Annotated in this window: 24 protein-coding genes; 13 read left to right on the top strand and 11 right to left on the bottom strand. The window is 59.0% G+C overall.

The features are described from left to right. Window positions 1–40: 40 nt before the first annotated feature. Window positions 41–1,027, bottom strand: coding sequence for an aliphatic sulfonate ABC transporter substrate-binding protein (locus tag AK821_RS09420; protein ID WP_064389418.1), 987 nt, complete (start codon window positions 1,025–1,027; stop codon window positions 41–43). Between the two features lie 295 nt (window positions 1,028–1,322). Between AK821_RS09420 and AK821_RS09425 the strand changes: the two genes are divergently transcribed. The 3 genes from AK821_RS09425 to AK821_RS09435 all read left to right on the top strand — a co-directional run bounded on the left by AK821_RS09425 (window position 1,323) and on the right by AK821_RS09435 (window position 3,653). After that, complete coding sequence (locus AK821_RS09425; protein WP_064389419.1) at window positions 1,323–2,270, top strand: ABC transporter substrate-binding protein; 948 nt, start codon at window positions 1,323–1,325, stop codon at window positions 2,268–2,270. Window positions 2,271–2,401: 131 nt separating this feature from the next. Further along, entirely contained in the window at window positions 2,402–3,301 is a 900-nt protein-coding gene (locus tag AK821_RS09430; RefSeq protein WP_064389420.1) for a polysaccharide deacetylase family protein, read from the top strand. A 109-nt stretch (window positions 3,302–3,410) separates the two neighbouring features. Continuing rightward, window positions 3,411–3,653, top strand: coding sequence for a DUF1652 domain-containing protein (locus AK821_RS09435; RefSeq protein WP_064389421.1), 243 nt, complete (start codon window positions 3,411–3,413; stop codon window positions 3,651–3,653). Window positions 3,654–3,657: 4 nt separating this feature from the next. Here AK821_RS09435 and AK821_RS09440 read toward each other — a convergent pair whose 3' ends face one another. Further along, window positions 3,658–4,020, bottom strand: coding sequence for an NUDIX hydrolase (locus AK821_RS09440; RefSeq protein ID WP_064389422.1), 363 nt, complete (start codon window positions 4,018–4,020; stop codon window positions 3,658–3,660). Window positions 4,021–4,233: 213 nt separating this feature from the next. Between AK821_RS09440 and AK821_RS09445 the strand changes: the two genes are divergently transcribed. Continuing rightward, window positions 4,234–4,431, top strand: coding sequence for a hypothetical protein (locus AK821_RS09445; RefSeq protein ID WP_064389423.1), 198 nt, complete (start codon window positions 4,234–4,236; stop codon window positions 4,429–4,431). Window positions 4,432–4,498: 67 nt separating this feature from the next. On the opposite strand, the gene AK821_RS09450 is transcribed toward AK821_RS09445, so the two are convergent. Beyond that, the gene (locus AK821_RS09450) at window positions 4,499–4,738 is read right to left on the bottom strand and encodes a hypothetical protein (RefSeq protein ID WP_008085812.1); all 240 of its coding nucleotides are present in this window, start codon (window positions 4,736–4,738) and stop codon (window positions 4,499–4,501) included. Between the two features lie 187 nt (window positions 4,739–4,925). Between AK821_RS09450 and AK821_RS09455 the strand changes: the two genes are divergently transcribed. Continuing rightward, window positions 4,926–5,261: a hypothetical protein gene (locus AK821_RS09455; RefSeq protein ID WP_064389424.1), complete on the top strand. Its 336-nt coding sequence runs from the start codon at window positions 4,926–4,928 to the stop codon at window positions 5,259–5,261. 71 nt (window positions 5,262–5,332) lie between these two features. On the opposite strand, the gene AK821_RS09460 is transcribed toward AK821_RS09455, so the two are convergent. Next, window positions 5,333–5,881 (bottom strand): RrF2 family transcriptional regulator, encoded by a 549-nt coding sequence (locus AK821_RS09460; RefSeq protein ID WP_064389425.1) that lies wholly within the window; start codon window positions 5,879–5,881, stop codon window positions 5,333–5,335. Between the two features lie 336 nt (window positions 5,882–6,217). Here AK821_RS09460 and AK821_RS09465 point away from each other — a divergent pair, with 336 nt between their 5' ends. Further along, complete coding sequence (locus tag AK821_RS09465; protein ID WP_064389426.1) at window positions 6,218–7,423, top strand: NAD(P)/FAD-dependent oxidoreductase; 1,206 nt, start codon at window positions 6,218–6,220, stop codon at window positions 7,421–7,423. A 247-nt stretch (window positions 7,424–7,670) separates the two neighbouring features. After that, the gene (locus AK821_RS09470; RefSeq protein WP_064389427.1) at window positions 7,671–8,276 is read left to right on the top strand and encodes a DUF6338 family protein; all 606 of its coding nucleotides are present in this window, start codon (window positions 7,671–7,673) and stop codon (window positions 8,274–8,276) included. Between the two features lie 139 nt (window positions 8,277–8,415). Here AK821_RS09470 and AK821_RS09475 read toward each other — a convergent pair whose 3' ends face one another. Beyond that, complete coding sequence (locus AK821_RS09475; RefSeq protein ID WP_064389428.1) at window positions 8,416–9,315, bottom strand: LysR substrate-binding domain-containing protein; 900 nt, start codon at window positions 9,313–9,315, stop codon at window positions 8,416–8,418. Between the two features lie 118 nt (window positions 9,316–9,433). Between AK821_RS09475 and AK821_RS09480 the strand changes: the two genes are divergently transcribed. Continuing rightward, window positions 9,434–10,801, top strand: coding sequence for an MFS transporter (locus tag AK821_RS09480; protein WP_064389429.1), 1,368 nt, complete (start codon window positions 9,434–9,436; stop codon window positions 10,799–10,801). A gap of 30 nt (window positions 10,802–10,831) precedes the next feature. Further along, entirely contained in the window at window positions 10,832–12,106 is a 1,275-nt protein-coding gene (locus AK821_RS09485) for a glucarate dehydratase family protein (RefSeq protein ID WP_064389430.1), read from the top strand. A 122-nt stretch (window positions 12,107–12,228) separates the two neighbouring features. Here the strand turns inward: AK821_RS09485 and AK821_RS09490 are convergent, their stop codons facing one another. Next, complete coding sequence (locus AK821_RS09490; RefSeq protein ID WP_064389431.1) at window positions 12,229–13,113, bottom strand: LysR substrate-binding domain-containing protein; 885 nt, start codon at window positions 13,111–13,113, stop codon at window positions 12,229–12,231. A 158-nt stretch (window positions 13,114–13,271) separates the two neighbouring features. Between AK821_RS09490 and ydiJ the strand changes: the two genes are divergently transcribed. Next, a complete protein-coding gene (gene ydiJ, locus AK821_RS09495) occupies window positions 13,272–16,298 on the top strand; it encodes a D-2-hydroxyglutarate dehydrogenase YdiJ (protein ID WP_064389432.1) in 3,027 nt (1,008 codons plus the stop codon). Here the strand turns inward: ydiJ and AK821_RS09500 are convergent. Continuing rightward, window positions 16,231–16,917, bottom strand: coding sequence for a paraquat-inducible protein A (locus AK821_RS09500; protein ID WP_064389433.1), 687 nt, complete (start codon window positions 16,915–16,917; stop codon window positions 16,231–16,233). The two genes, ydiJ and AK821_RS09500, sit on opposite strands and share 68 nt — an antisense overlap. Beyond that, complete coding sequence (locus AK821_RS09505) at window positions 16,914–17,510, bottom strand: paraquat-inducible protein A (protein ID WP_064389434.1); 597 nt, start codon at window positions 17,508–17,510, stop codon at window positions 16,914–16,916. Before AK821_RS09505 ends, AK821_RS09500 begins: the two co-directional genes overlap by 4 nt. Window positions 17,511–17,728: 218 nt before the next feature. Between AK821_RS09505 and AK821_RS09510 the strand changes: the two genes are divergently transcribed. Beyond that, on the top strand, window positions 17,729–18,895 hold the full coding sequence (locus AK821_RS09510) for a DUF1624 domain-containing protein (RefSeq protein WP_064389435.1): 1,167 nt from the start codon (window positions 17,729–17,731) through the stop codon (window positions 18,893–18,895). A gap of 252 nt (window positions 18,896–19,147) precedes the next feature. On the opposite strand, the gene AK821_RS09515 is transcribed toward AK821_RS09510, so the two are convergent. Beyond that, the gene (locus AK821_RS09515) at window positions 19,148–20,539 is read right to left on the bottom strand and encodes an aldehyde dehydrogenase family protein (RefSeq protein ID WP_064389436.1); all 1,392 of its coding nucleotides are present in this window, start codon (window positions 20,537–20,539) and stop codon (window positions 19,148–19,150) included. Between the two features lie 103 nt (window positions 20,540–20,642). Between AK821_RS09515 and ptrR the strand changes: the two genes are divergently transcribed. After that, window positions 20,643–21,521, top strand: a complete 879-nt coding sequence (ptrR, locus tag AK821_RS09520; RefSeq protein ID WP_064389459.1) for a putrescine utilization regulator PtrR — start codon at window positions 20,643–20,645, stop codon at window positions 21,519–21,521. A 61-nt stretch (window positions 21,522–21,582) separates the two neighbouring features. Here the strand turns inward: ptrR and AK821_RS09525 are convergent, their stop codons facing one another. Both AK821_RS09525 and AK821_RS09530 read right to left on the bottom strand, forming a co-directional pair. Beyond that, complete coding sequence (locus tag AK821_RS09525; protein WP_064389437.1) at window positions 21,583–22,206, bottom strand: glutathione S-transferase family protein; 624 nt, start codon at window positions 22,204–22,206, stop codon at window positions 21,583–21,585. A gap of 99 nt (window positions 22,207–22,305) precedes the next feature. Next, window positions 22,306–23,721, bottom strand: coding sequence for a purine-cytosine permease family protein (locus tag AK821_RS09530; protein ID WP_064389438.1), 1,416 nt, complete (start codon window positions 23,719–23,721; stop codon window positions 22,306–22,308). 259 nt (window positions 23,722–23,980) lie between these two features. Here AK821_RS09530 and AK821_RS09535 point away from each other — a divergent pair, with 259 nt between their 5' ends. Beyond that, entirely contained in the window at window positions 23,981–24,892 is a 912-nt protein-coding gene (locus AK821_RS09535) for a LysR family transcriptional regulator (RefSeq protein ID WP_064389439.1), read from the top strand. Window position 24,893: the final 1 nt, after the last annotated feature.

Raw genomic sequence — 24,893 nt, forward strand, 5'->3', positions numbered from 1 at the left:
AAATCCGCGACGAGCGCGGATTTGTCGTGAGTCTGGTCAGTTACTGGCGGGCGATGGCTTGCTGCACACCGCGGTCGAGCAACTGATCGATGACTTGATCGACGTTGACACCACGGCGCACCAGTTCTTCGGAAACCAGAACAGGCGCTGCAGCTTTAGAGGCGCTGACGTCGTTGTTCGTCAATTGCGGGCTGCTCAGGTCGGTGCGCGACAATTGCAGCTTGGCTACATCCAGCGGCAGGCCGGATTCCTTGGCGAGCAGTTCGGCGAACTCTTCAGGATTTTTCAGCGACCATTCACGTGCCTGTTCGTAAGCCTTGATCACGGTGTCGATGGTTTGTGGATGTTCCTTGGCGTATTGCTCGGTCACGCTGACCACCCCGTAACTGTTGAACGCCGGGTTGCGATACAGCAATCGCGAACCGGCCTGCACCTGGCTGGCGGCCATGTGCGGATCGAGCCCGGCCCAGGCGTCGACGTCACCCTTTTCCAGCGCGGTGCGACCGTCCGGATGTTGCAGATGGACCAGCTCCACGTCGTCCTTTTTCAACCCGGCCTGTTGCAGGCTGCGCAAGGTGAACAGGTACGGATCGGTGCCTTTGGTGGCGGCGATTTTCTTGCCTTTCAGATCGGCAACCGTTTGCAGCGGCGAATCCTTAGGCACCACCAATGCGGTCCATTCGGCACGGCTGTAAACATAAACGGACTTGATCGGGCTGCCGTTGGCGCGGCTGAGCACGGCGGCGAGGCTGGCGCTGGAAGCAAAATCGACGCCGCCGCTGTTGAGGTATTCCAGCGATCGGTTGCTGCCTTGGCTCAACACCCAACTGACTTTGGTTTGCGGCAGGGCTTTTTCAAGGAAGCCAAAGTGCTTGAGCACCAGGCTCACCGGTGAATAATAGGCGTAGTCCAGGTGCACTTCTGTTGGCGCGGTTTCAGCCGCGTGGGCCAGCGGTTGCAGACTCAGGGCCATTGCGCCAGCGGCCAACAGGGTCTTGAAGTGGGTTAACGGAAAGAACGAGGTCATGGGGGCGCTCCGGCAAAGGCACAGGTTTCTTATGTCCGAAAAGATATTTTTTTCGCATGCTTCCTGCATGAATGGAATATTGCAGGCTCTGTGCCATGTGGGCCAAAGCACCGGTTTGTCGGGCTTTAAGGGAATTGAAGGCGATTTTTGCTGTTGCGTGATGAACAATGTGGCGAGGCACTGTTGCGGGGTGAACAGTGCGCGTCGGCGGTTTTGAGCTTATGCATTATTCGAATTTCAAATTCGGAAATTAACAGCGTTATGGTCTATGCAAACCCTTTTTGCAGGACTCGCCATGAAGCTCTCCCGTTTTGTTCGCAAGGCGCTCGCCGCCGCGCTGTTTATATCGCCGCTTTCCTACGCCGCCGAACCTGTGGTCCTGCATATAGGCGATCAGAATTACTACAACATCCGTGCTTCAATAGAAGCCTCGGGTGTATTGAAGGACGCGCCTTACACGGTCGACTGGAAACATTTTCAGGCCGCAGCACCGTTGGCCGAAGCGCTGCAAACCGGTTCGCTGGATTTGGGCTTCCTTGGCGATTCCGGGTTTCTGTTTCTCGCCGCAAAACAGGCGTCGGTGAAACTCATCGGCGTGTCGCGGCAGAATCCGGACACGATTGCGCTGCTGGTGCCCAAGGATTCTCCGGTAAAAACCATCGCTGATTTGAAGGGCAAGAAAGTCGCCTACTGGCCGGGTGCCTGGAGCCAGCAATTGACCTTGCGCGCGCTGGAGCAGGGCGGTCTGCCGGAAAATTACGTCGACTTCGTCAAGCTGATGCCGATTGATGCAGCTGCTGCTTTGCCGCAGGGCAGCATCGATGCTTTTCCGGTGTGGGAACCGTACATTTCTCAGCAAATTGTATTCTCAGGCGCGCGACCGATTCTGACCGCGAAAAACCTGATGCCGGGACTCAGCGCGATTGCCGCCTCGACGCCGTCCATCGACAGCAAGCGCGAAGCCATCGCCGATTTTCTCGGGCGTTTGAAGCAGGCGCGGGCCTGGGTCGACAGTCACACCGATGAGTACGCTGACCTGTGGGCGAAGAAGGCCAATCTTGATCAGCAGGTGTCGCGGCACTGGTTGCGTCAGGCGCACATGAACATCGGGCCGGTGGATCAGCAGGCCGCCGCGGATCTGCAAAGCACCGCCGATTTCCTGTTTAAAGTGAAGGCATTGCCCGCAGCGTTGAGCACCGCCGGGATCATCGACACTTCATTCCAGCAAGCCTTGGCGAACTGAGCGAGCACTGGAACCAAACACTGTGTACCTTATCCAACCTCGGCTCGCGGATCGGAGCGCAGGGACAAATAAAGGCGAGGGAGTTTTGCCTATCGACAACATGACCGGCGTGCTCGGGCTCAAGGCAAAACATGACATCCGTATTCAAACTCATCGGTGCAGTGGCCATCGCTTTCGGGCTGGCCGGCTGCATCGCCGCGCCGATCGAAATGACGGCGCAAACCGAAACTCGCCTCAAGGCTCAGGCGCCAGTGCGCTTTCTGCTGACCTTCGATGACGGCCCCAGCGCCTCCAGTTTCTGGAATCCGTCGGCAACAGTCCTCGACAGCCTAAAAGACAATCCGGTGCAGCCCGGCATCAAAGCGGTTTTTTTCGTCCAGACCCGCGCACCTCGGGCCGGCAATAGCGAGATAGGTTGCGGCATCATGCGGCGCGAGTTTGCCGAGGGACACATCCTCGCGTTCCACACCGCCACCCGCTGGCACACCAACCATCGCTCGCTTGATCCTCAGGAACTCGAAGAGTCGCTGACCAACGGCACCGCTGATATCGCGAGCATTACGGGCGCGCCACCGACACTGTTACGTCCGCCATTCTGGAACTACGACAAGCGCACCTTCGCCGCCTATCAACAGCACGGCTTGCAAGTCTTGCTGACGGACTTGAGCGCCAATGACGGAAAAATCTGGGGCTTCAATGCCAGCCCTCGACGTCGGGCCAATATGCTGCGGCAATTATCGGAGGTTCGTGAGCGCATCGCTTTGGGGGAATTTCCCAGTGTGGATGGGGTGACTCCGGTGGTGGTGACCTTCCACGATCTCAATCGTTACACCGCACGACATACGCGCGAATACCTGCAGATCTTGCTCGACAGTGCAGCGGCCACGGGTGTGAAACTGGCGGACAAGCCGTTTTATGATGATCACGCCGCGTTGCAAAAGGCCGCGTTGGCGCGCTCCGTTGAAAAAAGCTCGGAACCGGTGAATTTACCGGGTATCTGGAACTGGATCTGGGATGGCGACGCTCATTGAGCGGTCGCAGTAGAAATGTGATCGGGTTGGCATATTTGTATCGGGCAAGACACAAACTGCTCATCTATGCTCTACCGATCAAATCGATTCGCCTGTGAGGCGTTCGCCCATGCTTGCCATTACCGACATTTGCCGCATCGTCGAGTCCGGCTTCCCTGCGCTTAAATGTGATTGCACCCCCTCGGCGCAGGGACTTCTGCAAATCAAGGTGTATGAGCCAGAAAGCGGGCGAGTGGATCTGCTCCTCAACGGTGTTTCCCCGGAACATCTCGTCACGATCCGTGACATCTCCAACTTCATTGGTGAGCTACGTACGGAGATGAGTGCCGGGCGCCGGGCATTCGCCGGTTGAGCTTTTATAAACGCCGTTGAAATGCCTTCACAATGCGCAGCGTTGCCGCACTGGTGCTCAGATTTTGTACTGAATCGAGTGGATGCCAGATGCAATCGATGATCTCGTTTTGCGGCCTGACCTCATCGATATTCAGCACTGAGGCTTCGTAGACGTGGTGCCGTGTGGTGCCGCTCTGCAACTCCATCAAGTACAACACCTCTTCGGCGTTCAGCCCGGTCTCTTCCTGCAACTCGCGCACAGCAGCGTCCGCCCGGGTTTCGCCTGGCTCGACCTTGCCGCCGGGCAATGTCCATTGGCTGCGGGGTTTGCGTACCAGGAGGATGTGGCGATCCTGTTCGCAAATAACGGTGGCGCGTACTTTCATTTGTTACCTATGTGCTGCTTGTCATAAAACTGAAATGAAACTGCAATATTCGAGCCGGGCTCGCAATCAGAGGTTCCGTAAGAATTTGAGCGTTTGCCTGAGTGAAAAGTGCCGGTCTGGCGGATGTCGCGACGCTCGGTTGGCACCTCGTTCAACACCGGGTGTAAGGTAAAGCGTGAGGCTGTACCCACCGCTAGCGAAAAGGAGGTACCCATGAGCATTCCTGTGATGAACAAAATGCACATGAACGGCTACGACGTACTCAGCGTAAACAATGGCCCGTGGCGGGTTTGTACCCAAGGCGATCGACTGGCTTCGTTTGGCAGCAGGGAGGAAGCACTGGCTTATGCTGCGTCACTTCCCGGCTACAAAAAACGCTCCGTACGCGGACAAAGTCACACAGCCACATGATGAGTGGTAATAAATGAGCCCCGGCATTTGTCGGGGCTTTTGTTTGCGGGAAAGGGGCGGGCAGGTTTCAGTGGACTTTGGTTCGGCTGATAGCGCGTGCCTTCACTTCCTTGGCATACAGTTGCAGGCGTTCCTCATCGCTTTGCAGAACCTCGCAGGATCTCAGTACCGTTTGCGCGTCGGCTTCGTTGCCGGATTTGCGCAGTTGTTCGGCGATGCGTTTGAGGTCGACCGCCGACCATCTCAAATCCGATGCAACACTTTGCAGGTCGCGTTGAAGTTCGTGTTCGTATTCATTGAGCCGCATGATCACCTCCAGAACATTCTCGGTAGAAAAGAGTAGTCGCATTTTTCGTCGCCGGGGCAGGGCGCGTCCGTCATCAGGCTCAACGGATGTAAAAAATTGTCCAAACCCCACCAGGGGCTGATTGCTACGATGGATGTCCACCCAGTTACGCGTTACATTCGCTTTTTTTCAGAATAGGGCAATACAGATGCGGATATGGATCGGGGGGCTGACGTTGGCCATGTTGGCAGGTTGCTCGTTGCCGGCGTCGTTGGTGCCGGGTGAGCCGAATGTCAGCAAGACCAGTGACAAGACACCTAAAGACTATGCCGCGTGTGTATTACCGTTGTGGCAGCAGGACGTCGCCAAGACGACGCAGACGTCCATTTCCAACGGCTATCGCATTACCGCGCCAAGCATCATCACTGCCGATGAAATTCTCGACATCGTCAAATACAAGGACGGCAGCCGGGTTTCGTTGTATCAGGGACCGCCATGGGCCAAGTCCGGGTCGCTGCGCAAATCGGTGCGTGATTGCCTGTAACCACTCTGGCGTTAAAAAAGCAGAAACCGGATCAACGGTTTCTGCTTTTTTTTGTCTGTCGCAAGCTGCAATCAGTCTGAAAGAGTGGTCAGCGGGATAGTCCCGACATTGCCCTTTTTCTCTCGGCGATCCTGAATCCAGTCTTCCACTTGCTGGCCGAATTCCTTGGGAGCCTTGCGCCCGACCTTTCTCGCGATGTCGAGAATGGTCTGTTGGGCGAGGGCTTCTTCCATGCGTTTTTGCGCGGTCATCATGGCGCTGTGGATCGAGCAGGTGTCTTCAATCGCCCATTGCGGCGGGTTGCCTTCAAACAGGGCACAACGCCCGCGGATGTCCCTGCATTCGAAAATATTCTTGCGGCCATCGATGGCTTTGACGATGTCGAGCAAGGTGATTTCGTCCGCCGGTCGGGCGAGGCTGAAACCTCCGCGCACACCTTCGCTGGCTACCACCAGTTTGCCCTTGGCCAGCTTGGTGAAGATCTTTGCCAGATATTCCAGTGGCACGCCTTGCAGTTCAGCGAGGTCGCGCACGCTGGCCTCGCGGGTATCGCCGTTGCTGGTGACCAGAAAGGCCAGGCAATGAATGCCGTATTCGACGCCTGCGCTGTATAGAGACATAACTAAGTCCGACTTGATTTGTCGTAAATATTAACAGGCTGATCAACAGCCGGCAATGCGATAAAGCTGCGGAGATCGGCGGGTTTAGTGACTGGATATGCCTGTTTAATGGCGGTATGCCGTTTTTTTGTTACTCCAAAAGTATCTATATTTTAGATAAATAACATCAATAAAACTGACTTGTTGATAATATGTACGACTAATAGAGTCGGCGCTATTCGATGAGCACCGCGTTGCACCTTTCGAAAAAACCCAGCACCGAGAGGCTTCGACTCGCGGGCAGCGAGTACCACTCACTCTCTATTTCAGTACTTGGCGACGAGCCTGGAGACAACGATGAAACAGCACATTCTGGTAATTGGCGCAGGCTTTGGTGGCATGTGGACGGCGCTGAGCGCCACGCGCCTGGTGGATATCCATGGGCGTGACAATGTCGATGTGACCGTCCTGGCGCCTCAGGCCGAATTGCGTGTACGCCCGCGTTTCTATGAACCGAATGCTCATCAACTAACAGCACCGTTGAGTGAACTGTTCGAAGCAGTCGGCGTTCATTTCATCAAGGGTGCTGCCGAGACCATCGATGTGGCGTCTAAAGCCGTGGGTTACACCGACGCGTCCGGGACAAAGCAAGTCTTCAACTACGACAAGCTGGTGCTGGCCACCGGCAGCGGTCTGGCGCAATCCGACACGCCGGGCGTCACTGAGTACGCGTTTGACGTTGACCAGATCGAAACGGCAGTCCGCCTGGAAACCCATCTGAAAGCGTTGAAAAACCTTCCCGACAGCCTGGCGCGCAACGCCGTCGTGGTGGCGGGCGGTGGCTTTACCGGGATTGAAACGGCAACCGAAATGCCTGGACGCCTTCGCGACATTCTTGGCGAGCACGCCGACATCAAGGTGATCATTGTTGATCGCGGGCAAAAAATCGGTGCCTCGATGGGCGAAGAGATCAGCAAGTCCATTGTCGCAGCCAGCGAAGAGTTGGGTGTTGAATGGCGTTTGGGGGTGTCGGTGCAGTCCGTCGATGCTGACGGCGTGACGCTTTCGGACGGTCAGCACATCGAGGCGAAAACCGTGGTCTGGACCACTGGCGTGCGGGCCAGTTCGTTGACTGAACAGATCCCCGCCGAGCGCGACAAGCAGGGTCGTCTGCATGTGGACGCCAACCTGAAAGTCATCGGCCAGAACGATATTTTCGCCACTGGTGATGTGGCTTACGCTGCCACCGACGACATTGGCAACTACGCGTTGATGACCTGCCAGCATGCGATTTCGCTGGGCCGTCATGCGGGTAATAACGTCGCGGCACAGCTTCTCGGGGTCGATCCGACGCCTTACAGCCAGCCAAAATACGTGACGTGCCTGGATCTCGGTGCCTGGGGCGCGGTGTATACCGAGGGCTGGGATCGTCAGGTGAAACTGGTTAAACAAGAAGGCAAAACCCTGAAGACCCAGATCAACACCCAGTGGATCTACCCGCCAGCGGCTGATCGCGTGAGCGCATTGGCGGCGGCTGACCCGATGATTCCTGTGGTCGCGTAACATCGCCGTGATAAACAAATCCCGCTCGCTGAGCGGGATTTTTTTGTCCATGCACTTTCCAGCCTCGCTGGGCTATTTATGATTTTTAACGGTTACGGCCGGCTCGTTGGCCTGTGTGCATCCCGCGACGCGTGGAGTGTTGCGTAATGAGTGGTGACAGTTGGGCGCAGGCGTTTTTTCTGTGTGCACTAGGCTTCAGATGCTGGCGTGCGATCGATGTCAGTAAGCGTTCAAGGAGCCTCGGATCATGGATGATCTGGTCAAAGAAGTTATTCCGTTGCTGCAGTATCTGATTCCCGGATTCCTGTCAGCGTGGATTTTTTACTCGCTGACCGCGTTCAAACGGCCCGATACGTTTGGGCAGATTGTGCAGGCGCTGATTTTTACGTTTGTGATTCAGGGCGCGGTTTTGGGGATCGGGGCAATTTGTCTGTGGGTGGGTTCGAAAGGATTTTCTGTAGGGAAATGGGATGCTCGGGCGGAGGCATTCTGGGCATTTATTGTTTCAGTATGTCTCGCCGGACTTTTCTGCTATTTGGCTTCAAACGGGAGGCTGCATGCGTTGCTACGCAAGCGAAATCTGACACGTAAAAACTCTCATCCCAACGAGTGGTACAGCGCTTTTGAGAGGCACGATCGCCTTGTCACTTTGCATCTGAGTGATGAGCGGCGATTGTTTGGCTGGCCTTTGGAGTGGCCCTCCGGCCCTAAGGAAGGGCAATTCATCGTGTTGAATCCACGCTGGCTTGGCGATGATGGCCTGGCGCTCCCTTTTGGCGCCGAATTATTGGTGATAGATTCGTCGAAAGTTCAGTGGGTCGAATTCAGTTTCGTCGAGGAGGTTTTATCATGAGTGCAAAAGAACCAAAACCTATTCCACCTCATATTGCGCGCCTCTTTGTCGGCCCGGACGGTAAGCAGCTGGCAAAGACGTTGGTTAAAGGACCCAGTGCGCCTCCACCGCCAAAGCGCTGATTAGCGCTGCCAGTCTCTTAACCCCAACCCTCAGCCACCGCCCGGCGAATCGCTTCCAGCAACATCGCAAACGCCGGGTTGTCGTTGTTCTCCCTCCAGATCAGATGCAGCTCGCTCTGCACCCCTTCGCCCAGATCGATATCGCGAAATACCACATTCTTGAACACCACACTGGTGGCGCAGCGCGGTACCAGCGCCAGGCCCATGCCAGCGTTGACCAAGGCCAGAATCGTCAACGATGACCCCAGCCACTGCACATAATCCGGCGCGACCCGTGCCGAGCGCAGCATGCCGGTCAGCAGTTCGTTGAACGGCGGATAAGCCGCGTGGGAGTACATCAGAAATGGCTGCTTATCCAGGTCGCTGACCGACACTTGAGCCGCGCTCGCCAACGGATGAGCACCGGGCACCGCCAGCACAAACGGCTCGCGCACCAGGCATTCAGTGGCGTAGCCCGGCTCCAGTAATGGCGCGCGAGCGATGCCCAGATCAATGCGCCGAGCACGCAGGGCTTCGTGCTGCTGGTAGGTGTTCATTTCCGACAGATCGATCTTCACCTGCGGCTGTTTCAAGCGTGCCTCGGCAATGACCTTGGGCAAAAATTCATACACCGCGCTGCCGACAAAACTGATGTTCACCGAACCGATATCGCCCTCGGCGAACCGTCGCGCGGTCACGGCTGCCTGCTGTGCGCGCTCCAGCAGGTTCTGTGCTTCGATGAAGAAAGCCCGGCCGGCGGCGGTCAGCGCGACGCTGCGGGTGCTGCGCGTGAACAACTCGACGCCGAGGTGATGTTCGAGCAACTGAATCTGTCGGCTCAGTGGCGGCTGCGTCATGTTCAGCCGTTCGGCGGCGCGACGGAAATTGAGTTCGGTGGCGACGGTGGTAAAGCAACGCAGCTGGGTCAGTTCGAACATTGATCTAATCCGGGTATCAATCGAATGCCAAGTTAGATTAGACGGGATCAATGATCGCCGTCCATGATCGATCCATCGCTTTACGCCATCCCTAAAAAAACAAGATCGGGAGTCGCCCTTGAAAACCCTCCAGAGTCCACTGGATGTCACGGTTCTCGCCCGTGCCGCCGCCAAGGTCAAGCGCCACGTGCTGCCGCTGTTCGTGGTGATGTTCATCGTCAACTACATCGATCGGGTCAACATCGGTTTCGTGCGCAGCCACATGGAGACCGATCTGGGCATCGGCGCTGCGGCTTACGGCCTCGGTGCCGGGTTGTTCTTCGTTGGCTACGCGCTGTTCGAAGTGCCGTCCAACATGCTCCTGCAACGTTACGGCGCGCGGGTCTGGCTGACGCGGATCATGTTCACTTGGGGCGCCGCTGCCATGGCCATGGCCTTTGTCAAAGGTGAAACCAGTTTTTACGTGCTGCGCTTTATTCTCGGCGCGGCCGAGGCGGGGTTCTTTCCGGGGATCATTTACTACTTCACCCAATGGCTGCCGGCCTCCGAGCGCGGCAAGACCATGGCGGTATTTCTCAGCGGTTCGGCGATTGCCTCGGTGATCTCCGGTCCGGTGTCCGGTGCGCTGCTGCACATCAGCGGCTTGGGTCTGCACGGCTGGCAATGGATGTTCCTGATTGAGGGCGCGGCGTCGGTGGTGCTCTGCGCGTTCGTCTGGTTCTGGCTGCAATCGCATCCGCGTCAGGCCAAGTGGCTGACCGAAGAGGAGCGTGAAGCGCTGGTCAGCGCCATTGCTGAAGAACAGCGTGCCCGTGACGCGGTGCAAGTGGCCAAGCCGTCGATGTTCAAGCTGTTGGCCGATCGGCAGATCGCGCTGTTCTGCTTCATCTATTTCTCCATTGCCCTGACCATCTACGGCGCAACATTCTGGCTGCCGAGCATGATCAAGAAGATGGGCAACCTCGGCGACTTCCAGGTTGGCCTGCTCAATTCGATTCCGTGGATCATTTCGATTGTCGCGATGTACGGTTTCGCGGCGATGGCCGGCAAGTGGAAATTCCAGCAGGCCTGGGTGGCGCTGACGCTGGTAATCGCCGCCATCGGCATGTTCATGTCGACCACTGGCGGGCCGATCTTCGCCTTCGTCGCCATCTGCTTCGCCGCTATTGGCTTCAAGGCTGCCTCGGCGCTGTTCTGGCCGATTCCGCAAAGCTATCTGGATGCCCGCATCGCCGCTGCGGTGATCGCGCTGATCAACTCCATCGGCAACCTCGGCGGCTTCGTTGCGCCGACCGCGTTCGGCTTCCTTGAACAAAGCACCGGCTCCATCGAGGGCGGCCTGTATGGCTTGGCGGCGACGTCACTGATCGCCGCGGGGGTGATCTTCTTCGCCCGCACGGCGCCGGGCGCCAAAGGGAAAACCCCGGCAAAGCCCCATGACGAAAGCGCCGTTGTTGCGACGGCCAGCCCGGCCGCGAGCCATTGAATTGATTGTTGATCTGTCAGGAGCGTTATCTTGAAAATCACCCGTGTCACCGTGACCCCGATTGCCTTCCGTGATCCGCCGTTGCTCAACGCCAGCGGTATCCACGAACCTTTCGCCCTGCGCTCGATCATCGAGATCGAAAGCGACAACGGCTACATCGGCCTCGGCGAAAGCTATGGCGATGCCCCGGCGCTGGCGATCCAGCAACAGTTGCAGTCACAACTGATCGGCCTCGATCCGTTCAACCTCAACCAGCTGCGCGCGATCGTGCAGGCCACCGTTGCAGCCAACAAACCTGCGAGCATTGCCGGTGCCGAACTGGCGCCCGGTTCCCACGCCAGCAAGGCGGTAAGCAATGCCTATTCGGCGTTCGAAGTGGCCTTTCTCGACTTGCAGGCGCATTACCTGAATGTGCCGTTGGTGGACCTTCTTGGCGGCGCGATTCGCGATGAAGTGCCGTTCAGTGCCTATCTGTTCTTCAAGTACGCGCAGCATGTCGATTCGCCGTACAAGCCGGACAACTGGGGCGAGGCACTCAACGAGCAGCAGATCGTTGCCCAGGCCGCGCGGATGATCGAGGCGTACGGGTTCAAAAGCATCAAACTAAAGGCCGGCACGTTACCGCCGGAGCATGAAGTGGCGTGCATCAAGGCCTTGAAGAAGGCGTTTCCCGGCTACCCGCTGCGCATCGATCCGAACGGCAACTGGTCGCTGGAAACCTCGATTCGCATGGCCGAATTGCTCGGCGATGATCTGCAGTATTACGAAGACCCGACCCCGGGCCTCGACGGCATGGCCGAGTTGCACAAACGCACCGGATTGCCGCTGGCAACCAACATGGTGGTTACTGATTTCGACGAGTTCCGCCGCAGCGTCGCGCAGAACAGCGTGCAGATTGTCCTCGCCGACCATCATTATTGGGGTGGTCTGCGCGACACGCAGACGCTGGCGAAGATGTGCGATGTGTTCGGCGTGGGGGTGTCGATGCATTCCAATTCACACCTGGGCATCAGCCTGATGGCGATGGCCCATGTCGCGGCGGCCGTGCCGAATCTGGATTACGCCTGCGACACGCATTACCCGTGGCAAGAGCCGGATGAGGAGGTGATCAAGGGCGGCAAGCTACCGATTGTCGATGGCTGCGTGAAGATCACTCGGGCACCGGGGCTTGGCTTGGAGCTGGATCACGATCAGTTGGGCAAGCTGCATGATCAGTACCTGACGTGCGGGATTCGACAGCGCGATGATGTGCGGCAGATGCAGCGTTACAAGCCGGACTGGAAGGCGGTCAAACCGAGGTTTTGATAGCGTCAGGACTGGCCTCATCGCGGGCAAGCCCGCTCCCACAGGTTATCGTGTCGATTGCAAACTCTGTATTCAACGAAGAACCCTGTGGGAGCGGGCTTGCCCGCGATGAGGTTCTCCAGTCAGAGTGTCTTTACCAGCCAATCCCGAAACGCTTTCAGCGACGGCAAATTCTCATTGCGCGGCGGATACACCAGGTAATAGCTGCGCCGACTGGTAATCGGCTCGCCCAGTTGCAGCAACTCACCGCTCGACAACTCATCCTCCACCAGAATCCGCGGTACCAAGCCCACACCAATGTTCGCCCGCACTGCCTGAATCAGGTGCGAGGTCATTTCAAAGCTTGGCCCGATGCGCATGCTGCGGTGGGGCAGGCCGTGATGGCTGAACCACTCCGCCCACGCCTGCGCATTGCTGCTGACATTGAGTAGCAGTTGACCGGCGATCTGCTGTTCGGCGTCATCGCGCTCGGCAGCGGACAACTGCGCACTGGCGATCACCACCAGTTCTTCGGTGTGCAAGGGCAGGGCGCTCAGCCCCGGCCATTCACCGCCGCCCACACAAATCGCCGCATCGATTTCGCTGGTATCGAAGTCGATCGCTTCGATACGCGAATGCAAGTGCACGGTCATGCCCGGGTGCGCGGTGTAGAAATCCTTGAGGCGCGGCAACAGCCATTTCGAGCCAAACGTCGGCAGCGTCGCCAGGCGCAAACTGTGAATGCCGGAGCCAAACGCCATCGCCTGCAAGGTTGCACTGCGAATCTGCCCCAGTGCCTCCGCCAGTTCGCGCTGATACATGCGCCCGACATCGGTCAGCACCACTTGCCGGCCTTCGCGGCTGAACAAGCGCATGCCGAGCATTTTCTCGAGAATCTGCACCTGACGGCTGACCGCACTTTGCGTCAGCGACAATTCATGGGCGGCGCGGGTGTAGCTTTCGTGGCGCGCAGCGGCCTCGAAGGCCAGCAATAACGACATGGAAGGGGTGAGCGTGCGCGGATTCATTCGTAAAAGTCATGGATAGTGGGTGGATTTTACGGTTGTCCCAATGCCCGGCAACAATGAACATGGGCGGCATTAGATGGCGGAGCCTGACGCAATCATTCGTTGCGTACAACTGTTCACCGCCACACGGCCCGATTTTCACCGAGATGCCCTGACCGATGATTGCCCAGTTGTCCCCCGCCAAAGCCCTGACCAGCGATTACCAACAATTCCTCAACGCCCTGAAGAACAGCGGCTTTCGCGGTGAAATCAGCGCCGATTACGCCAGCCGCGTGGTGCTGGCAACCGACAATTCGATCTATCAGCGCCTGCCGCAAGCGGCGGTGTTTCCGCGAGATGCCGAGGACGTGGCGCGGGTGGCGCGGCTGATTGCCGAGCCGGCTTACCAGCAAGTAGTGATCACTCCTCGCGGCGGCGGCACCGGCACCAACGGCCAATCGCTGACCGATGGCATCGTCGTTGACCTGTCGCGGCACATGAACCGCATCCTTGAAATCAACGTCGAAGAACGCTGGGTGCGGGTCCAGGCCGGGGTGGTCAAGGATCAGCTCAACGCCGCGCTGAAGTCCGCCGGACTGTTTTTCGCCCCAGAGTTGTCGACCTCCAACCGCGCCACCGTTGGCGGCATGATCAACACTGACGCCAGCGGCCAAGGCAGTTGCACCTATGGCAAGACCCGCGACCATGTGCTTGAACTCGAGATGATCCTGCGCGGCGGCGAACGTCTGCACGGTCAGCCGCTGGAAGAGCGCGAGCTGGAAGCACTCTGTGCCCGTGAAGATCGCGTCGGTGAGGTCTATCGTTGTGCGCGGCAGATCATTGATGAGCAGGGCGAGCTGATCAAGGAGCGTTTCCCCGATCTCAACCGTTGCCTGACCGGTTATGACCTCGCACACCTGCGTGAGGCGGACAACCGCTTCAACCTCAACAGCGTGCTGTGCGGTGCCGAAGGCTCGCTGGGTTTTGTGGTCGAGGCGCGGCTGAATGTGCTGCCGATCCCCAAGCACACAATGCTGGTGAACATCCGCTACGCCGGGTTCATGGACGCACTGCGCGATGCGCGGGCCTTGATGGCGCTCAAGCCGTTGTCGATCGAAACCGTCGACTCGAAAGTCTTGCTGCTGGCGATGCAGGACATCGTCTGGCACGGCGTCGCCGAATATTTCCCGCAAAGCGCCGAGCGGCCGACGTTGGGGATCAACCTTGTCGAATTCTGTGGCGACGATCCCGAAGAGCTGCAACGCCGGGTCGAGGTGTTCGTCGAGCATTTGAGCAGTGACCGCACGGTCGAGCGTTTGGGCCACACGCTGGCGGTCGGGCACGCGGCGGTGAACAAGGTCTACGGCATGCGCAAACGTGCGGTGGGCTTGCTCGGCAACGTCGCCGGAGAGGCGCGGCCGCAGCCATTTGTCGAAGACACGGCGGTGCCGCCGCAGCATCTGGCCGAGTACATCGCCGAGTTGCGCGACCTGCTCGACAGCCACGGATTGCAGTACGGCATGTTCGGTCATGTCGATGCCGGCGTATTGCACGTACGGCCGATTCTCGACATGAAAGATCCGCAACAAGCCGCGCTGGTGCGCCCGGTGTCCGATGGCGTTGCGGCGCTGACCCAACGTTACGGCGGTCTGCTGTGGGGCGAGCACGGCAAAGGTCTGCGTTCGGAATACGCGCCGGCATTTTTCGGTGAACTCTATCCGGCGCTGCAAGCACTGAAAGCGGCGTTCGACCCGTTCAACCAATTCAACCCAGGCAAGATCGCCACCCCAGCCAACACCGATGCGGCGTTGCTGAAGATCGACGAAGTGACCCTGCGCGGTGAACTCGATCGGCAGATCGACGAGAAGGTCTGGCAGGACTACGGCGCGGCGATGCACTGCAACGGCAACGGCGCCTGCTACAACTTCGATCCGGATGATGCGATGTGCCCGTCATGGAAGGCCACCCGCGAGCGTTCGCAGTCGCCGAAGGGGCGCGCGTCATTGATCCGCGAGTGGCTGCGTTTGCAGGGCGAGGCGGGCGTTGATGTGTTGTCTGATGCCATGCGCAAACCGGCGTTTTTCAGCACGCTGTGGCAGCGTTGGCGCAACACGCGTCAGCAGTCCGAAGATTTCTCTCATGAGGTTTACGACGCCATGGCCGGTTGCCTGGCGTGCAAATCCTGCGCGGGGCAGTGCCCGGTGAAGGTCAATGTGCCGGAGTTTCGTTCGCGCTTTCTTGAGCTGTATCACGGCCGTTATCTGCGCCCGGCGCGGGACTATCTGATCGCCTCGCTGGAATACAGCATTCCGTACATGGCGCGGATTCCAGCGTTGTATAACGGTTTGATGGGCGCTTCGATTGTGCGTGGATTGCTGGAACGTGTTGGCGGCATGGTCGATGTGCCGTTGCTCAGCCGCTTCGATTTCCACGCTGCGATGCGTCGCTGGCAGGTGCGACCGGCAACGGTTTCGACGTTGTCTGCGTTGACCTCGGCGCAACGTGAGCGCAGCGTGGTGATCGTTCAGGACGCATTCACGCGTTACTTTGAAGCGCCACTGTTGGCGGATATGGTCGAGCTGATTTCGCGTCTCGGTTATCAGGTTTATCTGGCGCCGTTCAGTGCCAACGGCAAGCCGTTGCATGTGCAGGGCTTCCTTTCGGCGTTCAACCGTGCGGCGTTGCGCAATGCGCGGCAGTTGCGCGAATTGGCCGAGCTCGGTGTGCCGCTGGTGGGGCTCGATCCGGCGATGACGCTGGTGTATCGCCAGGAATACCTGAAAGTCCCCGGTATGCAGCAATGCCCGGAAGTGGCGATGCTGCAGGAGTGGTTGCTCAAGGTGATGCCGGAGCAGGCGCCTGAGGATAAAACCGCGCTGTTCCGTTTGCTCGCGCACTGCACTGAGAAAACCAACGCCCCGGCCGCGACCCGCCAGTGGGAGCAGGTCTTCGAACGCGCCGGTTTGAAACTGGCCACGCAGGCCACCGGTTGCTGTGGCATGTCCGGCACCTACGGCCATGAAGCGCGCAATCGCGAGACATCAGCGGTGATCTACGAACAGTCCTGGGCGCGTCAGGTCGACGCACCGGCAGAGCAGGGCGAAGCGCTGGCGACCGGTTATTCCTGCCGCAGCCAGGTCAAGCGCCAGTCGGATCAGGCACTGCGCCATCCGTTGCAGGTGCTGCTTGAGGTTCAGCGTCGCTGAGGTCGCCGCCCGTGTCCTTGTCCCAGATCAGGCGCGGATCGAAGCTCATCGCTGCGAGCATGGTGAACACCACGACCAGGCCGAAAAACAGAATGCCCGGTCTTGGCTCGATATCGCCCAGCGCCTGGAACTTCACCAGTGCTGCGACCAGCGCCACCACGAGCACGTCGAGCATCGACCAATAGCCGATCAGCTCGACGAAGCGGTACAGCTTCGAGCGCTCCTTGCGCGCCCAGGCGCTGTCGCGTTGCACGGTCATCAGCAGCAAGGTCAGGGCGACGAACTTGATCCCCGGCACGGCGATACTGGCGATGAAAATGATCAGCGCGATGTCCCACGCGCCGGCCTCCCAGAACTCCAGCACGCCGCTCATGATCGTGCTGTCGGCGCCGTTGCCGAGCATGGTGGTGTTCATCACCGGCAGCAGATTGGCCGGCACGTAAAACGCCAGCGCAGCGAGCATGTAGGCCCAGGTGCGGGTCAGCGAGTTGGTCTTGCGCCGATGCAGCGGCGCGTCGCAACGCGGGCACTGGTGCGGCTCGTCGCTCATGTCGCAGGCCAGCCCGCAGCTGTGGCACAGACACAGATTGAGTTCGCTGGCAGTCGGTGGTCGCTTCATGGAATGTCCCAGAGGTCGCGGATGTCGCGACCGGCAATTCGGATCATCATCAGACTCAGCGCGGCCAAGGCAAACAGGCCGATGCCGGGCAACACATCAAGCAGCCCGGCCAGTTTGAACACCGCCACCATGGCCCCGAGCAAACACACTTCCAGCATGCTCCACGGACGCAGGGTTTCCAGCCAGCGCATGCACAGCTTGAACCCCGGCGCACGTTTCCCGCCGAGGGCGAAGCTCAATACCCAGGTCAACAAAACCAGTTGAAACGCCGGGGCAATGATGATGGCAATGGCCGCGACCATGGCGATGAAAGTAATCGGCCCCTGGCTCAGCGCCAGCACCGAGTCCCACAGCGTTGCGCTGTTTTTCAGGCCTTTCATGCTGATGCTCATCACCGGGTAGAAATTGGCGAACAGCCACAACACCGCCGCCGTGAACGTCAGCGCCAGACGCTGCTCAACGGTCAAACCATTGAAGCGCTGCAGCACACCACCGCAGCGCACGCACGAGGTTTTCTGGTGTTTGGCGAGCGTGACTTTCTCGTAAACGCAATCGCAGTGCTCGCAGATGATCAGGTGTTCGGTGTTGACCATGGACAACGCTCGACAACAGGCCGCAGAGGGCAGGGGGACTTGATCACTATAGAAGCCTGAGGCCGGAGGGCAAATTGCGCGGCGTAATCAGCTTCGGTTTTCTGAGAATCACTATCGATTGAGTTTGGGTTTTTGCTTCTTGGTGTTATAAGGTAACGCAAATTTTCAGGGTGGCCGTTGCTGGCACCCACTGATATCCCTTCGAATGCGAAACGCTTATGACGATTGTGCTTCCCCGTTCTGCCCCGGTGACTGGCCGGCTACTGTCCATCGATGCACTCAGGGGCCTGGTCATCCTGTTCATGCTGCTGGACCACGTGCGCGAAACCTTCCTGCTGCACCGTCAGGTCAGCGATCCGATGGACATCGCCAGCACCGAGCCGGCACTGTTTTTCAGCCGCACTCTGGCGCACTTGTGTGCACCGGTGTTTGTCTTGCTGACCGGGTTGTCGGCATGGCTGTTTGGCGAAAAGTATGCAGGCAAGACTGACGTCAGTGCGTTTCTGTTCAAGCGCGGACTGTTTCTGGTGGTGCTCGAATTCACCCTGGTCAACTTCGCCTGGACCTTCCAGCTGCCACCGAGTGTGATTTATCTGCAAGTGATCTGGGCGATCGGTTTGAGCATGATCGCGCTGTCGCTGCTGGTCTGGTTGCCGCGCTGGCTGTTGCTGGCATTGAGTGTGTTGATCATCGCCGGGCACAACCTGCTCGATGGTCTGCACTTCCCGGTCGAGTCAGCGCTGCATGTGCCGTGGGCGATTTTGCATGATCGTGGCTGGATCGAAGTCAGCGACAGTTTGCGCTTGCGCACGTCCTATCCGTTGCTGCCGTGGATCGGTGTGATCGGTCTGGGTTATGCGTTGGGGCCGTGGTTTGCTCGGGGTGTTGAAGCCGGCGCGCGTCAACGGCGCCTGTTGATCGGCGGTGTTGCGGGGCTGCTGGGGTTCGTCGCGCTGCGGCTGCTCAACGGTTACGGCGAGAAACCGTGGGCCGTGGGCGACTCGATGCTGCACACCGTGATGAGTTTTTTCAACATCACCAAGTACCCGCCGTCATTGCTGTTTATCGCGTTGACGGTAAGCACTGGGTTGTTGCTGTTGTTGGCGTTTGAGCGCGTGCAGGATCGACGCTGGATTCGCTGGCTGACGGTGTTCGGATCGGCGCCGATGTTTTTCTATCTGCTGCACCTGTATGCGTTGAAGGTGTTGTACCTGATCGGCGCGGCGCTGTTTGGTTTGAATCAGGGCAGCTATTTCGGTTTCTCCTCGGTGACGTCGATCTGGCTCGCCGCAATCATTCTGGCGATTGCACTGTTCCCGGCCGTGCGCTGGTTCTCGGCGTTGAAGGCGCGTCGCCGCGACATCGCCTGGTTGAAATACCTGTAAGCGGCCGATTGTTGGAGCGAACCTTCTCGCGAAAGCGGTGGGTCAGTGGCAATCAAGCTGCCTGACTTACCGCCTTCGCGAGCAGGCTCGCTCCCACATTGGATGGGGTAGAATCAGTTGATTTGGCGTGGCGCACCCCTCCCTGTGGGAGCGAGCTTGCTCGCGAATACGGTGGGTCAGCTACAGACTTGTTGGCTGACACGCCGCAATCGCGAGCAGGCTCACTCCTACAAGGGGTGTCTTGTGTCTGGATTACTTGCGATCCAGCCACACGGTTTGCGCGTTGCAGAATTCGCGTACGCCGAAGTGCGACAGTTCGCGACCGAAACCGCTCTTCTTCACGCCACCAAAGGTCACACGTGGATCGCTGGCGGAGTAGCCGTTGATGAACACGCCGCCGGTTTCCAGTTCGCTGGTCAGTTGCTGGGCCAGTTGCACGTTGGCGGTGTAAATCGTCGCGGTCAGACCGAATTCGCTGTCGTTGGCCAATGCCACGGCATGCGCGCAATCGCGGGCGGTGATGATCGAAGCGACAGGGCCGAACAATTCCTGTTTGAACGAGGTCATGCGGTCGGTGACGTCGGCCAGCACGGTCGGTTCGTAGTAGTTGCCCGGGCCTTCGGACTTGCCGCCGCCGAGCAGCAGGGTCGCGCCCTCTTCAAGGGTGTCGCGCACTTGCTGGTCGAGTTCGTCACGCAGGTCGAAACGCGCCATCGGGCCGATGTAAGTATCGGCAGACAAAGGATCGCCAACCTTCAGTTTGCGCGTGGCTTCGACGAATTTGCGGGTGAATTCTTCAACCACGCCTTCCTCGATGATCAGACGCTTGGCCGCGGCGCAAACCTGGCCGGAGTTCTGATAACGGCCGATCACCGCGGCTTGCACGGCTTCGTCGATATCGGCGTCGTTGAGCACGATGAACGGGTCGGAACCGCCCAGTTCCAGCACGCATTTCTTCAGCGCCGCACCGGCCTGAGCGCCAATCGCCATACCGGCGCGGACGCTGCCGGTCAGGGTCACCGCAGCGATGCGCGGGTCAGAGATCGCAGTGGAGACGCCTTCCGGGGTGACGTTGATCACTTCAAACACGCCATCGGCGAAACCGGCGCGGGTGAACGCATCGCGCAGCAAGTAGGCGCTGCCCATCACGTTCGGCGCATGTTTGAGCACGTAGGTGTTGCCGGCGATCAGTGCAGGAACGGCGCCACGCAGCACTTGCCAGATCGGAAAGTTCCACGGCATCACAGCGAGGATCGGACCCAGCGGACGGTATTCGATGCGCGCCTTGCCGCCTTCGACCTGAGTCGCTTCGGCGTCGAGCATGGTTGGGCCGTGTTCGGCGTACCACTCGCACAGCTTCGCGCATTTTTCGATTTCGCCACGGGCCTGAGCAATCGGCTTGCCCATTTCCTGAGTGATCATGGTGGCCATGGCTTCAGCGGTTTCACGCAGCGCGCCGGCAAGAGCGGTCAACAGACGCGAGCGATCCTGCAATGGCTTGCGCTTCCATTTGCCGAAACCATAAGCGGCGCGGGTCAGCGCGGCGTCAAGCGCAGCGGCGGATTCAAAGGCGTAATGCCCGATCTGCTCGCCGGTGGTCGGGTTGATCGAGATAGCGTGGGTCTGGCTGGAAATCTGGCTCATGGCGTTGTCCTGCATGTTCGTCGGATGAGCCTAGAGTAGGGTGGTGTTTGTTTTCTGGAAACTGAATAATAAAGATCGTTTCTTTCACGATTGGAGAATGACTGTGGATCTGGTGCAGCTGGAAATCTTCAAAGCCGTTGCCGAACACGGCAGCATCAGCGCCGCCGCCACGCAGATCCATCGCGTGCCGTCGAACCTGACTACGCGGATCAAGCAGCTTGAGCAGGATTTGGGTGTCGATCTGTTTATTCGCGAGAAAAGTCGTCTGCGCCTGTCGCCGGCGGGGTGGAGTTTTCTTGAGTACGCGCGGCGCATTCTTGATCTGGTGCAAGAGGCGCGCGCCACGGTGGCGGGCGAAGAACCGCAGGGCGCGTTTCCTTTGGGTTCGCTGGAAAGCACGGCGGCGGTACGCATCCCCGAATTGCTCGCGGCCTACAACCAGTTGCATCCGAAAGTCGATCTCGATCTGTCCACCGGACCCTCGGGGACGATGATCGACGGCGTACTTTCCGGGCGGCTCGCAGCGGCGTTTGTCGACGGCCCGGTGCTGCACCCGACGCTGGAAGGCGTGCCGGCCTTCGAAGAGGAAATGGTCATCATCGCGCCGCTCAATCACGCCCCCGTGCAGCGTGCGGCGGATGTCAACGGCGAGAACATCTACGCCTTCCGCTCCAACTGTTCCTATCGTCACCACTTTGAAAAATGGTTCAGCACCGACGCTGCCGTGCCGGGCAAGATCTTCGAAATGGAGTCCTACCACGGCATGCTTGCATGCGTCAGTGCAGGCGCCGGTCTGGCACTGATGCCGCGCAAGATGCTGCAGAGCATGCCGGGCAGCGCAACGGTGAGTGTCTGGCCGCTGGCGGCGGATTTCCGCTACCTGACGACGTGGCTGGTGTGGCGGCGCGGTACGGTGTCGCGCAGTCTGAGCATGTTTGTGCGTTTGCTCGAAGAGCGCGGAGTCGTGCGGGCGGAGGAATGAAGACTGCAATAAAAAGGTCAAAAACCGCTGATTCCGGAATTCGGGATCAGCGGTTTTTTCATTATGGCGTGCCGTTTCGCCCATACAGGCGATAACCGTTACGTTGGTTCAAACGGTCGTAGTAGGCGCTGACGGCGGGCAAGTGCGGATGGGCAAGCGGCGTTTCGAACCAGCGATTCACCGACAGCCCGATCGGAATATCCGCCAGTGAAAACGCTTCGCCACTGACGTAAGCTCCGGTCGATTGCAGCTGTCGATCAAGGATCTGCATGTTCTTCGACCATTGTTCGATCCCGGTGGCCAACGCAGCGCTGTCCTGATAGTCCGGCGACTTGCGCACCAGCGACATCAGCGGATAGGACCACGAGCGATTCAGCTCCGAAGCCTGCCAGTCGATCCATTGATCGACCCGTGCCCGAGCCATCGGCTCAGACGGATAAAGCTGCGCGCCGCCGTAGCGCGAGACCAGATAACGAATGATTGAATTGGATTCCCACAAGGTGAAATCGCCATCCTCGATCACCGGCACCATGGCGCATGGATTCAAGGCGAGGAACTGCGGCGTATTCGTCGATCTGAACCCCGAACCCCAATCTTCACGCGTGAAGGGAATCTGCAATTCAGCACACGTCCACAACACTTTGCGCACGTTGATCGATGAGGCTTTGCCAAGTATTCGCAGCATTGGATATCCCTATCCCTCTAGTCGTCGGACGTAAAGAAATACCACACCGAAACGAAGAAGACCCGCACATGGCGGGCCTCCGTTATTAAACAATCAATCTCACAGACTGCTCGCCAGTTTCCCGCCCATCATCCGTCGACGGTAGGAGGTATCCCGATTGGCCAGCCAGAAGTACAGCGGCGACGTCACCAGCAAGCCCACCAGCCACGACAGGTCAGCGCCGTTGATGTGTGCCGACACCGGGCCGACGTACAGCGGCGTGTTCATGAACGGGATCTGCACGGCGATGCCGATCGCGTAGGCCAGCAACGCCTGCGGGTTGTAGCGCCCGTAGATGCCGCCATCGACCTGGAAGATCGACTGGATGTCGTACTGGCCTTTGTGGATCGCGTAGAAGTCGATCAGGTTGATCGCTGTCCACGGCACCAACACCACCAGCAACACCAACACCATATCGACGAAGTGGCCGATGAAGTCCTTCGAGGCGCCGACGGCGGCGAAGCAGCAGGCCAGCAGCACGATGATCGAGATCACCGCACGGCTCTTGGCAGTGGGGATCCAGCGGTAGGCGAAGGTCTGCACCAGGGTGATCAGCGAAAGTACCGCGCCGTACAGGTTGAGGGCGTTGTGGCTGATCACGCTGAGCAGGAACAGCACCAGCATCAGCGGGCCGATCGAGCCGGTGGCGAGTTTGACCGCGTCCATGGTGTCCATGCCCACCGGCGTCGCCAGCACCGCGACGGCGCCGAAGATGAACGCCAGGCTCGAGCCCAGCGCCGAACCCAGATAGGTCGTCCAGAACGTCGACGAGACTTTGACGTCGGCCGGCAAGTAACGCGAATAGTCGGAGACGTACGGTGCGAACGCGATCTGCCACAGCGCCGCCAGCGACACGGTGGCCAGCCAGCCGGAGAGGTTGAAGCTGCCACGGGTGAGGAAGTCATCGGTTTGAATATGGGTGAAGATGTAGCCGAAGCCGACGACGATGCCGATCCCCAGCACCCAAGTGCCGATGCGGTTAAGCACGTGGATGAAACGGTAGCCGATGATGCCGATGATTCCCGAACCGAGCGCGCCGATAACGATGCCGACCGGCACTGGAACGCTATCGACCACGCCATGCAGCGATTTGCCGGCGAGGACGATGTTGGAAGCGAAGAAACCGATGTACATGACGCCGGCGATCAGCACCACCAGCAGCGCACCGAGGGAGCCGAACTGGGCGCGGCTCTGGATCATCTGCGGGATGCCCATCTGCGGGCCTTGCGCCGAGTGCAGCGCCATCAGCACGCCGCCAACCAGATGGCCGACGAGAATCGCGACGATGCCCCAGACCAGATTCAAGTGAAACAACTGCACGCCCAGCGCACCGGTGACGATGGGCAACGGCGCGATGTTGCCGCCGAACCACAGCGTGAACAGATCCCTGACCTTTCCGTGGCGATCTTCGGGGGGCACGTATCCTATCGTGTGTTTTTCAATCAGCGGAGCGGAGGATGCTGCAGGGGTAGCCATGACGAACTCCAAGGCAAGGATGAGTACGTGGACGTACTTCGGCAAGCGCCGGCACGGGCGGCGCATTTCTTGTTGAAGTGATCATGTGCAAAGCGTCGGGATAGATAAATTAGTAAGTTTGTTGCTACAGACGTTAAAAAAAATATGCTCTGGGTTACGCGCCGCTCCGGTATGTTCAGGCTTCTCTCTTATCTGAATTCATACCGCTTTCTGTAGGCGCTGCCAAAGGCTGCGATCCTTTGATTTTCTGGAGATTCCCATGGCCGCCTACAACCTGCGCCAGCTCAAATACTTCGTCACCACCGCCGATTGCGGCAGCGTCGCCGAAGCGTCGCGCAAGCTCTATATCGCGCAGCCATCGGTCTCCACCGCGATCAAGCACCTGGAAGAAAGCTTCGGCGTGCAGCTGTTCATCCGCCACCACGCCCAGGGCGTTTCCCTGACACCCAGCGGCTCACGTTTCTATCGCAAGGCGCTGGAGTTGTTGCGCGTTGCCCACGAATTCGAACAGAACGCTTTGGCCGACAACGACGTGGTCGCCGGGCAGATCGATATCGGCTGTTTCGAAACCGTCGCGCCGCTGTACCTGCCGCGCCTGATCGCCGGTTTCAAGGCGCGTTGGCCCGGTGTGGAAATCCGTATTCGCGACGGCGAGCAGCAAGAGCTGGTGCAGGCCCTGACCGCCGGCAGCATCGACGTGGCGATGATGTTCGAACACGATCTCGACAGCACCATCGAAACCACGCCGCTGATGCCGCCGCAGCAGCCATACGCCTTGCTCCCGGCCAACCATCGCTTCGCGCAACAGGCCAAGGTCTCGCTGCATGATCTGGTGCTGGAACCGATGATCCTGCTCGACGTGGTGCCGAGCCGAACCTACTTCGTGAGCATCTTCGAGGAGCGCGGACTGACGCCGAATATCGTCTTCAGCTCACCGTCGATCGAGATGGTGCGCGGCATGGTCGGCAATGGTTTCGGCTTTTCGATTCTGGTGACCAAGCCGTTCAGCGATTACACCTACGACGGCCAGCAAGTCGTGTGCGTGCCACTGGCGGAGAGCGTCACCGGATCGGGATTGTCGGCGGCGTGGCTGCGGCGCGTGCAACTGACCAAACCGGTGCAGTTGTTCGTCGATCATTGCCGAGAGGAGTTGGCCCGACTGTACGCTTGAG

Origin of the sequence: Pseudomonas sp. RIT-PI-r (assembly GCF_001297015.1) — a bacterium.
Taxonomy (GTDB): Bacteria; Pseudomonadota; Gammaproteobacteria; order Pseudomonadales; family Pseudomonadaceae; genus Aquipseudomonas.

What these genes read in the sequence shown, in the direction of transcription:
- AK821_RS09420 (WP_064389418.1), bottom strand. Translation starts at nt 1,027, where the DNA reads ATGACCTCGTTCTTTCCGTTAACCCACTTCAAGACCCTGTTGGCCGCT.
- AK821_RS09425 (WP_064389419.1), top strand. Translation starts at nt 1,323, where the DNA reads ATGAAGCTCTCCCGTTTTGTTCGCAAGGCGCTCGCCGCCGCGCTGTTT.
- AK821_RS09430 (WP_064389420.1), top strand. Translation starts at nt 2,402, where the DNA reads ATGACATCCGTATTCAAACTCATCGGTGCAGTGGCCATCGCTTTCGGG.
- AK821_RS09435 (WP_064389421.1), top strand. Translation starts at nt 3,411, where the DNA reads ATGCTTGCCATTACCGACATTTGCCGCATCGTCGAGTCCGGCTTCCCT.
- AK821_RS09440 (WP_064389422.1), bottom strand. Translation starts at nt 4,020, where the DNA reads ATGAAAGTACGCGCCACCGTTATTTGCGAACAGGATCGCCACATCCTC.
- AK821_RS09445 (WP_064389423.1), top strand. Translation starts at nt 4,234, where the DNA reads ATGAGCATTCCTGTGATGAACAAAATGCACATGAACGGCTACGACGTA.
- AK821_RS09450 (WP_008085812.1), bottom strand. Translation starts at nt 4,738, where the DNA reads ATGCGGCTCAATGAATACGAACACGAACTTCAACGCGACCTGCAAAGT.
- AK821_RS09455 (WP_064389424.1), top strand. Translation starts at nt 4,926, where the DNA reads ATGCGGATATGGATCGGGGGGCTGACGTTGGCCATGTTGGCAGGTTGC.
- AK821_RS09460 (WP_064389425.1), bottom strand. Translation starts at nt 5,881, where the DNA reads ATGTCTCTATACAGCGCAGGCGTCGAATACGGCATTCATTGCCTGGCC.
- AK821_RS09465 (WP_064389426.1), top strand. Translation starts at nt 6,218, where the DNA reads ATGAAACAGCACATTCTGGTAATTGGCGCAGGCTTTGGTGGCATGTGG.
- AK821_RS09470 (WP_064389427.1), top strand. Translation starts at nt 7,671, where the DNA reads ATGGATGATCTGGTCAAAGAAGTTATTCCGTTGCTGCAGTATCTGATT.
- AK821_RS09475 (WP_064389428.1), bottom strand. Translation starts at nt 9,315, where the DNA reads ATGTTCGAACTGACCCAGCTGCGTTGCTTTACCACCGTCGCCACCGAA.
- AK821_RS09490 (WP_064389431.1), bottom strand. Translation starts at nt 13,113, where the DNA reads ATGAATCCGCGCACGCTCACCCCTTCCATGTCGTTATTGCTGGCCTTC.
- ydiJ (WP_064389432.1), top strand. Translation starts at nt 13,272, where the DNA reads ATGATTGCCCAGTTGTCCCCCGCCAAAGCCCTGACCAGCGATTACCAA.
- AK821_RS09500 (WP_064389433.1), bottom strand. Translation starts at nt 16,917, where the DNA reads ATGAAGCGACCACCGACTGCCAGCGAACTCAATCTGTGTCTGTGCCAC.
- AK821_RS09505 (WP_064389434.1), bottom strand. Translation starts at nt 17,510, where the DNA reads ATGGTCAACACCGAACACCTGATCATCTGCGAGCACTGCGATTGCGTT.
- AK821_RS09510 (WP_064389435.1), top strand. Translation starts at nt 17,729, where the DNA reads ATGACGATTGTGCTTCCCCGTTCTGCCCCGGTGACTGGCCGGCTACTG.
- AK821_RS09515 (WP_064389436.1), bottom strand. Translation starts at nt 20,539, where the DNA reads ATGAGCCAGATTTCCAGCCAGACCCACGCTATCTCGATCAACCCGACC.
- AK821_RS09525 (WP_064389437.1), bottom strand. Translation starts at nt 22,206, where the DNA reads ATGCTGCGAATACTTGGCAAAGCCTCATCGATCAACGTGCGCAAAGTG.
- AK821_RS09530 (WP_064389438.1), bottom strand. Translation starts at nt 23,721, where the DNA reads ATGGCTACCCCTGCAGCATCCTCCGCTCCGCTGATTGAAAAACACACG.
- AK821_RS09535 (WP_064389439.1), top strand. Translation starts at nt 23,981, where the DNA reads ATGGCCGCCTACAACCTGCGCCAGCTCAAATACTTCGTCACCACCGCC.